The sequence below is a fragment of the Robinsoniella sp. genome (assembly GCF_034124845.1).
On record NZ_JAWYAJ010000208.1, the window covers coordinates 1 to 10,717 of the forward strand.

Below are 10,717 nucleotides of genomic sequence, written 5' to 3' on the forward strand. Positions count from 1 at the left end.
TGGATTTGAAAGACAGATTTTTGTTTGACCAGGTAGCAGAAGATCCCGAATGCTGTCAGGCGATGCTGGAAATTATACTGGATAAAGAAATTACTATTTTGATGAAAAATGAAACGGAAAAGGAATTTCGGACAACAACTTCTCAGAGATCTATAAAAATGGATGTTTTTGCTGCAGACGCAGAAGATAAAATCTACAATATGGAAATGCAGCAAAAGAATGCCGGGAATCTGGCGAGACGTGGCAGGTTCTATCAAGCCCATCTGGATGTATCCCTGTTAGAGCCGGGTGTTATAGATTTTAATGAGTTAAATGATTCCTATATGATAATGATTGCATGCTTTGATCTCTTTGGATTTGGAAAGTACCGCTATACCTGCCGTATGGAGTGCAAGGAATTACCAGGCACTATTTTAGAAGATGGTGCAGTTAGGATCTTTTTAAACACAAAAGGGACAGACCGGCACGGGGTAAGCCAGGAATTAATTGATTTTCTGCATTACGTTGAATGTTCTACGGATGAAGTCTGCAGCAAATGCGAAAGTGCGCGTATTCAAAGGATACATAAGCGCGTCTGCAGCATAAAGCGCAATGAAGAAGTGGGGGTGCGTTATTTGCAGCAATGGGAAGAAAAGATAATGATTCGTGAGGAAGGTATTGAAAAAGGAATCAAAAAAGGAATCGAAAAAGGTGAGCAGAAGAAAGCAATAGACATTGCAAAAAATCTCATCGATATCCTGGATGTGGAAGTCATTGCCACGAAGACAGGTCTGTCCGTTGAGACGGTTCAGCAAATAAAAGAAGGTCAGATTAAGCAGGAAGAGGAATTGGGGGATGCGGAAGAAAATAATGAGGAAACAAAAGAATAAAATAAATAAGAAAATAGACAGATAAAAATTTTAGAAGACAAATATATAGAAGTTGGATAAGTTAAATTATAGAAGATAAATAAGCAGTTAAATAAAAAAAAAAACCGGAAAATACTTTGTGAACTGTCCCGGAAGGATATTTAAACGTAATCACGGAGGCAATTTCATTTATATTTCCGGTTCCTTATCAAATGCGAAAAAGGATTATCTGAAATATTTTTCTTTTATAATATCTATCGGCATGTCCTGCCCGGTCCAGATCTTAAAGGAAGCTGCACCCTGGTATAACAGCATATACATGCCATTAGCGGTACGGCATCCGCATTCTTGGGCAAGCTTTAGCAGCTTCGTTTCTTTTGGATTATAGATTACGTCAAATACCATCAGGTCTTTATGGAAGAAGCTGGTATCGGTAATCAGGCAGCCATCCGTTTTGGGCGCCATTCCAACACTGGTTCCGTTGGTCAGGATATCGCTTTCTGCAATTTCAGACTTCAGGATAGAAGGATCGTCAAAGTCAAACAGAGTTACTTTACATTTGGTTTCGGTATTTAAGGTTTCCACGATTTTCTGTGCACGATCCCAGAATGCATCGTGAATGCTGAATACAGAGATTTCTTTTACACCGTCCAAAGCGGCCTGTATTAAAATAGCGCTGGCAGCACCACCCGCTCCTAACAGGGTCATTTTCTTGCCGATGATGTCGAATCCGGAATCTTTGCATGCCATCATGAATCCGGTACCATCCGTTGTGTATCCAATCAATTTACCGTTGTCATTTAAAACAGTATTTACAGCACCGCCGATTCTGGCTGCAGGTGATAGTTCATCGCAAAGTTCACACATGATATTTTTATCAGGCATTGTAATATTAAAGCCTAAAACGTTCATTGCGCGAAGACCTTCTGCTGCCTGAGGCATTTTATCTACACCAACATCGAATGCCAGATAAGTACAGTCAATGCCAAGCTGCTCAAACGCTTCGTTATGCATTGCAGGTGAAATACTATGCTCCACTGGACTTCCTAAAAGACATGCAAGACGTGTATGACCGGTTATTTTTCTTGCCATTATTATAATCCCCTTTCATTACCTCGTTTTTATCAGTAAAATTCTGTAATATATGATTTTTTAATAGTAAACTATTTGACATAAAAAGTCAATTAGTTCTTTAATACATTAATGTGTTCAAGCATGTGTGAATATACTAATACGGGATGAAAACGTTTTGCAGCTATCTGACAGCTACAGCAAAAGAATAATTAATGGATACCTGAACTAATAGCTGCAGGCATTCATTATAGTAAATAATTATTCAATTAAAAGAAATATTGTCCATCTATCTTTTTTAGTTCGTCAGCCAGTAGAGCTCTTTCTTTTTCAGTGAGAGGAGTGTTCAGGCATTCGTCGATATGATCTACAACAAAAGAAAAACTTTCAAAGTTTCCAGGGGGTACTACAGCATCTGCCCCCATGGAAAGGGTGTATTTAATGGCGGCGATCCCCAGGTCCACATTGTCAGAAATTGGTTTACACCAGGATTTCGGGAAGTCGGACCCGATACGTTCTTCTTCATTTATCCATGCACGGTGAATCAGGGTTTTCATGCCAAGTAAACCGATGTTTTTTTCTTTGGCGGATTTAGCAATGCGTGTTCCAAACTTTTTGCCAAGGTTTATCCCCCAGTTTAAAGGAAAAAGAACGGTGTCAAAGTCATAGCGTTTAAGTGCCTCCAGAGCAACTTCCTCATTATGGCAGGTGATACCCAGCTTCTTTAAAACACCTTCTTCTTTCCCTTTACACATGATTTCCATTACACCGCCTTTGGAAAAAGCGGTATCCAGTTCTTCCATGGATACGAGTCCATGCATTTGGTATACATCAAAATAGTCCGTATGCAGCAGGTCAAAAGATTCTTCTAACTCTTTTTTACCGTCTTCAGCCAGCCTGCAGTTTGTCTTACATGCAAGATAAATATGATTTCGGTAAGGTTTCAGAGAATTACCCAGTTTTTCCTGGGCATCCCCATAAGTGGGAGCCACATCAAAATAATTGATGCCATGTTCAATAGCATATTCCACATAGCGGTCGGATGCTTCCTGGCCATCATCCATAGATACAATACCTCCGTAGACAACAGGGCTGATCTCATAGCCGGTATTACCCAATTTCCTTCTTTGCATAGTTCGATCCTTTCTGAATTAGATGACAAATTCAAGTGCTTTGACAAATTTATTTGGTTTTAAGAAATGCTGCGGTAGTGTCACCATTTAAGTGAAGATACAAGCGCAGGACTTTGAATAAAATTATAGCATAAGCAATAGGTGAATACTATATGTTATATTGAAAAACACAGAAAATAAATACTGTCTTTACGCAGCACGTGAGACTGCATCAGTTGCCACTTGACAACACGCATGGTATATGTTATCTTGAAAATACAAACATGGTGTATGTATATATGGAGGTAATGAAATGCCACGAAACAAATATCCAGAAGAAACGGTGCAAAAAATATTAGATGTATCGTTAAGGTTATTCCTGGAAAAAGGATACGAGGAAACAACGGTTTTAGACATTGTCAATGATTTAGGTGGTTTGACACGAGGTGCTTTTTATCATCATTTTAATTCCAAAGAGGAAGTTCTGGACGCATTAGGGAACAGAATGTTTGATGAAAATAACCCTTTTGAAAAGGTAAGAAATGAAAAAGGACTAAATGGCTTAGAAAAATTAAAAAAAGTCATTGTAATGCAAAATTCAAATCAAGACCTTCGGGAACTTAATTTAATGTCTATGTCACTGACAAAAAATCCCAGGATTTTAGCAGAGTGTTTGGAATATAATCAAAATATGCTTGCTTCTAGTTTTGAAGAATTGCTTCAAGAAGCTATAGATGACGGCTCAATCAAAAATATAAAATATCTAAAAGCATTTACCAGTATATTTACATTGATTATAGGTATATGGTTTGTACCAACGATTTTTCCTTGTACGAAAAAAGAATTATATGAAAAACTGTACTTTGCAAAAGAGATGTTTGAAACATTAGGTGTTCCAATTATAGACGATGAGATGTTACTATCATTGGAACAGACAATAGAACGAATAGAAGATCTTGAAAAAGAATAAAATTGCCAGGCAATGCAATTTTATTTTTTTACTTAAATACATACAAACACCATGTATATATAGGAGGGTATCATATGATTTCTAAGAATATTAGCATTGATGTGAAAGGTCTAAAGAAAAGCTATAAAAAGGTTTCCGTTTTAAACAACGTAAATTTTGAAGTGGAAACAGGAACAATCTTTTCGCTGCTTGGTTCCAATGGAGCTGGAAAAACAACGACAATAAAAATTTTATCAACGCTCATTAAACCAGACAGTGGAAGTATAAATGTATGTGGCTATAATGTACGGAAAGAACCACACAAGATACATGAAGTTATCAGCCTTACGGGACAATTTTCGGCAGTTGACGAAACCCTGACAGGATTGGAAAATCTCATTCTAATCGGGAAACTGACGCATTTACCCAATGTGAAAGAAAGAGCGAATGAATTATTAACTTATTTTGATTTGGTTTCAGCTTCTAACCGTTTGGTATCAACATATTCAGGCGGGATGAGAAGAAAATTGGACATTGCAATGAGTTTAGTAAATAGTCCGTCTGTTCTTTTTTTAGATGAACCAACGACTGGACTTGACCCGCAAAGCCGCCATAATATGTGGGAGATTATCAAAGATTTAAAGAATACGGGTACTACGATTTTTCTCACTACACAATATCTGGAAGAAGCGGAACAGCTGGCAGACAATATTGCAATCTTAGATAAAGGTTCCATTATCGTAGAGGGTACCTTAGAGGAATTAAAAAAATTGCTGCCACAGGAAATCGTAGAGTTTGAATTTCCATCCAAACAAGACTATGAAAAGGCTCTATCGTTACTAAAGGAATATAGGGTAACGTCTGATCAGGAGAAAAATCAACTAACGGTGTATACACTGGAAGCAATCAAAGTATTGACAAAATTATTTCAGCTGTTTACCGCGCATAACATAAATATTAAAGATGTATCACGTAAATCTCCCTCTTTAGAAGATGTATTTCTAACACTGATTGGAGAAAAGGAGGCATTAAAAAATGAGTAAAACGATAAGAATATTCAGGGATACATTAACCATGACCGAAAGGTGCCTGACACTGTCAAAACGAAATATAGACACGTTTTTAACAAGTTTTATTTTACCGGCTTTAATGATGGTTCTTTTTGTTTATGTATTTGGCGGTGCTATGAATGTGGGTGATTCTTCTTACGTGAATTATATTGTACCTGGTATCATACTTCAATGTATTGGGCAATGTGCGTCTACAACGGCAATTAGCGTTAGCAGTGATATTAAAAATGGAATCATAGAACGATTTTGTACAATGCCGATCATAAAATCTTCTATTTTAAGCGGTCATGTTATAGGGGCATTGCTCCGCAATTTATTGACAACTATTATTGTAATTGCGGTGGCCTTTGTAGTTGGTTTTCGTCCCACAGCAAACCTTGTGGATTGGCTAATAGTGATTGTGATCGTTTTACTGTATATTGTCACTATATCATGGATTTCAGTTTTTATTGGTATCACAGCAAACAGTTCCGAGGGGGCAGGTGCATTTTCTGTTATCGTCATTATACTGCCATACTTGAGTTCAGGGTTTGTTCCGGTGGAAACTATGCCAAAGTTATTAAAAATCTTTTCACAACATCAGCCAATGACACCAGTTATAGAGTCTATAAGGATGTTATTATTAGGAAAACCCTTAAACACCGATACCCTGCTCATTGCCACTATATGGTGTCTGGGACTGACAATAGCATTTTACTTTTTATCATCCAAAGCCTTTATAAATAAAACAGCTAAATAAAACGTCATGCTAATAAGAGAAAAAATGATCCGGTGCAGTCATCACAAGGGATATGATGTATCCCTTTCTGCAAAAGCTGAAATGGGGAGGCTGACGACACAGTGATAATTTTTCACTTTAAAGTATTAAAATGTTGATAATTTTCCATCTCCCTGTTATAATACAGCATAGAAATGTAAGAAAGGAAAAGCCCAGATGGATAGATTAGAAGAAATCAGAGAAAAGATTAGCCAATGTGATGACCGCATTATTGAGGAACTTATTATTCGAATGAATTGCATGAAGGATTTGATCGAATACAAAAAGCAAACAGGTATGCAGTTTATTCAGCCAGAACAGGATAAGGAACAGGAAAATGTTCTGAAGAATAAGGTTAAAGATCAAGAATTTGAAGATGAAATTCTACATATTTTTAAATATATTATGAAAAACAGCCGTAAGGTACAGACGAAGAGTTTGTTAGACTATAATATCTTTTTAATCGGATTTATGGGGGCTGGAAAGAGTACCGTTGCAGATGGACTCGAGGAAATGCTTGAAATGGAGCGTATTGAGATGGATACCCTGATCGCTGAGAAGCAGGGTATGTCAATACCACAGATTTTTGAGGAGTATGGAGAGGCATTTTTCCGTGATCTGGAAAGCAATCTGCTGATTGAGCTTCAGAAAAAGAGTCAGGCTATTGTTTCCTGTGGAGGTGGTATCGTAATGCGCCCTGAGAATGCGGAACATATGAAGAAGCATGGCAGAGTTGTATTGCTGAGCGCTTCCCCCAAGACAATATTCGAACGGGTGAAGGATAGTAAAGAACGCCCGATTCTGAATGACAATATGAATGTGGCATTCATAGAAGAGTTAATGGAAAAACGCCGGGAAAAATATCTTGCCACCGCAGATATTATCGTGGAGACAGATGGCAAGAATGTGGTAGAGATCTGTGAAGAAATTATATCCAGGCTGGTTGTCCTGGACAGGAATTAGAACGTAATTGAAAATTAAAGCAGAATTATAAATGTGGCAAAATATATACAGGTTCATTCAGCCTTATATGTTTTTTGCCACTTTTTTATTTAAAGAAACTCTGGGAGTTCCGGGGAAAATAAAGATGAAAAGATCAAGATAGCAATTTATATGAATAAAAATTCTGTGGATTCTGCTATATTAATTAGGAACATAAAGTAATGACCGATGAAATGGATACCGGATACTGAACGGAGAACATAGACCCCAAAATACAAGGAGGCGCAAAATGGAAAACAACCGATATGAAATCGGACGGGTAATTGACTATATAGAAACACATCTTTTGGATGATAGGCTGGATCTAGAGTCGATTGCAACAGCAATCGGATACTCCAAATATCATCTGCACAGGATGTTTCATTTGGTTGTCGGGCTTACCGTCCATCGATACATCCAAAGGCGCAGATTAACAGAAGCAGCCCGAATGCTTATCTTTACCGAAAAACCCATTATAGAAATCGCTCTGTGTGCCGGATATGAAACTCAGCGGGCATTTTCCAATGGATTTAAAGAAATGTTTCAATATAGCCCCGCATCTTTTCGAAAGCATGGCAGTTTTCTGCCGTTACAACTAAAGTATGATGTGACGAATTGTAAAAAGTTAAGGGGGGACCGGATTATGGAAATTAAGATCATAGAAGCGGGTGCCATTACGCTGATCGGCTGTAGTATAAGTACGAAAAAAGGGTTTCAGGCAATGGGAAAATGCTGGCGTTTTATCCATGGAAACAAGCATAAAATTAAAAACAGAACGGATATGGATTTTTTAATCGGAATAAATGATTATTCAATGTTTGAGTATGATGATGTAAATGATGCAATTCCTGTTTTCAATTACATTGCCGGAGCCCAGGTAAGTGTGGAAGAAGAACTGCCAAAAGGAATGGACCTATTTATCTTGCCCCCCAGTAAATATGTGGTTTTTACTTTTCGGGGAAGAAATGAGGACAGCCTGCAGCCGGTTGTGAAATATATTTATCAGGAATGGTTTCCAAGCGCAGCCTGCCGCTTTAACGAAAGTAATCCATATGACTTTGCTAAGTATGGAGAAGTAATTGATGAGAATGGAGAGAGTGAAATTCAATTCTGGGTACCGGTTATTTAGTGCATATCTGTTTTTGCTAAACTGGCATGGTTTAAAAAAGTAATACTGGCATTTGAAACAAGGACACATTTCGGATATAGTAGAACCATAAAAATTGCCCATTTGCAATGAATGATAGGAATTCTTATGATCTTAATTCGAAAAAGGTATGAGCCATACAATTTTTACTTGCTGCTGATAACAATTACAACAGGATAGATAACAGGAGAGTGTTTAAATGGAACAGAACAGATATGAATTAAACAAGGAACTGGCACAGATGTTAAAGGGTGGAGTAATCATGGATGTAACTACACCGGAGCAGGCGAAGATCGCCCAGGACGCCGGGGCATGTGCGGTTATGGCGCTTGAGCGTATTCCGGCTGATATCAGAGCCGCTGGTGGAGTCTCCAGAATGAGTGATCCCGGCATGATTCGGGGAATCCAGGAGGCAGTGACGATACCTGTCATGGCAAAGTGCAGAATTGGGCATTTTGCTGAGGCTCAGATTTTGGAAGCGATTGAGATTGATTATATAGACGAGAGTGAAGTACTGTCTCCGGCAGATGATGTGTATCACATCGATAAGACAAAATTTAAGGTACCTTTTGTATGCGGTGCGAAGGATCTGGGGGAAGCACTTCGGAGAATTACGGAAGGAGCGTCCATGATCCGTACAAAAGGGGAGCCTGGAACCGGTGACATCGTGCAGGCAGTTCGTCATATGAGAAAGATGAATCAGGAAATAGCGAGGTTGGTATCAATGCGGGAGGACGAATTATTTCAGGCAGCAAAAGAGCTCCAGGTTCCATGTGAGCTGGTAGACTATGTGCATCGTAACGGAAGGCTTCCGGTGGTTAATTTTGCAGCAGGCGGAGTGGCGACTCCGGCGGATGCGGCGTTGATGATGCAGCTTGGAGCAGAAGGAGTCTTTGTGGGATCGGGTATATTCAAATCAGGAGACCCGGCTAAGAGGGCACAGGCAATTGTTAAAGCCGTTACCAATTACCAGGATGCAAAAATGCTGGCAGAATTGTCGGAAGACCTGGGAGAGGCCATGGTGGGAATCAATGAGCAGGAAATCGGACTTTTGATGGCGGAAAGGGGAAAATAAAGTGAAACTTGCAGTGTTGGCAGTTCAGGGTGCTTTTATAGAACATGAAAAGATGCTGGAGAAACTGGGCGCAGACTGCATCGAGATACGGAAGAAAGAGGATGCAGAAAAAGCGTTTGAAGGACTGATATTGCCGGGCGGAGAGAGCACAGTAATGGGGAAGCTTATAAAAGAACTGGACTTATACAACGTCTTAAAAACAAAGATTGATAACGGGCTTCCAGTACTGGGTACCTGTGCCGGATTGATTTTGCTTGCAGAAAAGTTATCCAATGATGAACAGGTTCACTTTGGAACACTGCCGGTTACCGTAAAAAGAAATGGATATGGCAGACAGCTGGGCAGCTTTCATACATACGGGCATATGGCTGGAATCGGCAGGATTCCAATGACATTTATCAGGGCACCATACATTGAAAGTGTGGGTCCGGCAGTCGATGTACTGGCAAGGGTTGATGATAAAATAGTGGCGGTAAGGTATAAGAATCAGCTTGGAGCTTCCTTTCATCCCGAAGTTACGGCAGATACCAGAGTCCATGAATATTTTCTTCAAATGGTGAAAGAAACAAAATGCCGTGCAGTACACAGTAGGATCCAAATGTAGAAGAGGCTGAATTCTTTTGTTACATGTGCGTATGAGACTGTCAATATCATACAAGAGAACTATTATAGAATGTGTTATACTTTGCAAAGGTAATAAATATTTCGAATATGATCAGATGCAAAGGAGAACAAAATGGATAGTCAGAATGATAAATGTGTCATGGTAATTGATGAAAATCTTCCCCTTGGAATTATTGCAAATACGGCAGCAGTTCTTGGTATAACGCTAGGAAAACAACATGAGGAAATCCTGGGACCGGATGTATTGGATGGAACAAAGAACAATCACCTGGGTATTACAGCAATTCCGGTTCCTATTTTGAAGGGAAGTGTTCAAATTATAAAGGAGCTGCGCAGCAGGCTTTATACGGAAGAATTTCAGCAATTGACGGTCGTGGATTTTTCAGATGTGGCGCAGAGCTGTAATGATTACGAAGACTTTACAGAGAAAATTGGCAGAACAGAGGAAGAAAACTTGCAGTATTTTGGGATTGCGATGTATGGAAATAAGAAGCAGGTAAACAAACTTACGGGGAGTATGGGGCTGCTTAGATAGCATGAAAGATCGTGTTTAAAAGGGAAGCTGATTCTCAACCTTAGAAATCAACCATTCGGTTGATTTCTTTTTTTGTCCTTGATGGTAAAGTAATGTCAGGAACAAAACAAAGAAAGAATGAGAGGTATTCCTATGGATCAATTTATGAAAGTGATAAATCTGTATAAATGCTACGGCGATAAGAAGGTGGTAAATAATATTTCATTTGAGATTATGCGGGGAGAGATTCTCTGCTTCCTGGGTCCCAATGGAGCAGGTAAAAGTACGACAATCAATATCCTGGCGGGAGTTCTGGGGGCAGATGGCGGAGAAATCCATTATAAGGGAAATCGTATGCAGGATGCAAAGAAAGAGTATCAGTACCATCTTGGTGTTGTACCACAGGATCTGGCTTTGTACGAAGATCTTACCGCTATGCAGAATGTACGTTTTTTTGCATCTCTTTATGGTCTGAAGGGGAAAGAACGATGTGAAAAGGCAGACAAGGCACTTTCATTTGTGGGGTTAAGGGAGCGTAAAGACCAGAAGGTGAAGACATTTTCCGGTGG

12 protein-coding genes are annotated in these 10,717 nt (G+C 39.2%); 10 read left to right on the plus strand and 2 right to left on the minus strand.

Going from position 1 to position 10,717, the window contains the following annotated elements; genetic code table 11:
• A partial coding sequence (locus tag ACH2DQ_RS09740) for an Rpn family recombination-promoting nuclease/putative transposase (protein WP_395026580.1) occupies positions 1 to 869 on the plus strand: 869 nt, incomplete at its 5' end.
• 204 nt (positions 870 to 1,073) lie between these two features.
• On the opposite strand, the gene aroE is transcribed toward ACH2DQ_RS09740, so the two are convergent.
• The gene (gene aroE / locus ACH2DQ_RS09745) at positions 1,074 to 1,940 is read right to left on the minus strand and encodes a shikimate dehydrogenase (protein WP_394913699.1); all 867 of its coding nucleotides are present in this window, start codon (positions 1,938 to 1,940) and stop codon (positions 1,074 to 1,076) included.
• Positions 1,941 to 2,188: 248 nt separating this feature from the next.
• Complete coding sequence (locus ACH2DQ_RS09750) at positions 2,189 to 3,052, minus strand: aldo/keto reductase (RefSeq protein ID WP_394913700.1); 864 nt, start codon at positions 3,050 to 3,052, stop codon at positions 2,189 to 2,191.
• 292 nt (positions 3,053 to 3,344) lie between these two features.
• Between ACH2DQ_RS09750 and ACH2DQ_RS09755 the strand changes: the two genes are divergently transcribed.
• The 9 genes from ACH2DQ_RS09755 to ACH2DQ_RS09795 all read left to right on the plus strand — a co-directional run.
• Positions 3,345 to 4,001 carry a TetR/AcrR family transcriptional regulator gene (locus ACH2DQ_RS09755; RefSeq protein WP_395026583.1) on the plus strand — a complete coding sequence of 219 codons (657 nt, stop codon included), beginning with the start codon at positions 3,345 to 3,347 and terminating at the stop codon, positions 3,999 to 4,001.
• 74 nt (positions 4,002 to 4,075) lie between these two features.
• Positions 4,076 to 5,023, plus strand: coding sequence for an ATP-binding cassette domain-containing protein (locus ACH2DQ_RS09760; protein ID WP_394913702.1), 948 nt, complete (start codon positions 4,076 to 4,078; stop codon positions 5,021 to 5,023).
• Positions 5,016 to 5,789: an ABC transporter permease gene (locus ACH2DQ_RS09765; RefSeq protein WP_394913703.1), complete on the plus strand. Its 774-nt coding sequence runs from the start codon at positions 5,016 to 5,018 to the stop codon at positions 5,787 to 5,789. The genes ACH2DQ_RS09760 and ACH2DQ_RS09765 overlap by 8 nt, the downstream gene beginning before the upstream one ends.
• Before the next feature lie 195 nt (positions 5,790 to 5,984).
• Positions 5,985 to 6,770, plus strand: coding sequence for a shikimate kinase (locus ACH2DQ_RS09770; protein WP_394913704.1), 786 nt, complete (start codon positions 5,985 to 5,987; stop codon positions 6,768 to 6,770).
• Between the two features lie 268 nt (positions 6,771 to 7,038).
• Positions 7,039 to 7,917: a helix-turn-helix domain-containing protein gene (locus tag ACH2DQ_RS09775; protein ID WP_394913705.1), complete on the plus strand. Its 879-nt coding sequence runs from the start codon at positions 7,039 to 7,041 to the stop codon at positions 7,915 to 7,917.
• Between the two features lie 217 nt (positions 7,918 to 8,134).
• A complete protein-coding gene (gene pdxS / locus ACH2DQ_RS09780) occupies positions 8,135 to 9,010 on the plus strand; it encodes a pyridoxal 5'-phosphate synthase lyase subunit PdxS (RefSeq protein ID WP_394913706.1) in 876 nt (291 codons plus the stop codon).
• Between the two features lies 1 nt (position 9,011).
• Positions 9,012 to 9,614 (plus strand): pyridoxal 5'-phosphate synthase glutaminase subunit PdxT, encoded by a 603-nt coding sequence (gene pdxT, locus ACH2DQ_RS09785; RefSeq protein ID WP_394913707.1) that lies wholly within the window; start codon positions 9,012 to 9,014, stop codon positions 9,612 to 9,614.
• Positions 9,615 to 9,746: 132 nt separating this feature from the next.
• Positions 9,747 to 10,169, plus strand: a complete 423-nt coding sequence (locus ACH2DQ_RS09790; RefSeq protein ID WP_394913708.1) for a DUF2000 domain-containing protein — start codon at positions 9,747 to 9,749, stop codon at positions 10,167 to 10,169.
• 132 nt (positions 10,170 to 10,301) lie between these two features.
• Positions 10,302 to 10,717 (plus strand): ATP-binding cassette domain-containing protein (locus tag ACH2DQ_RS09795; RefSeq protein WP_395026587.1); only part of this gene is annotated, 416 nt, incomplete at its 3' end.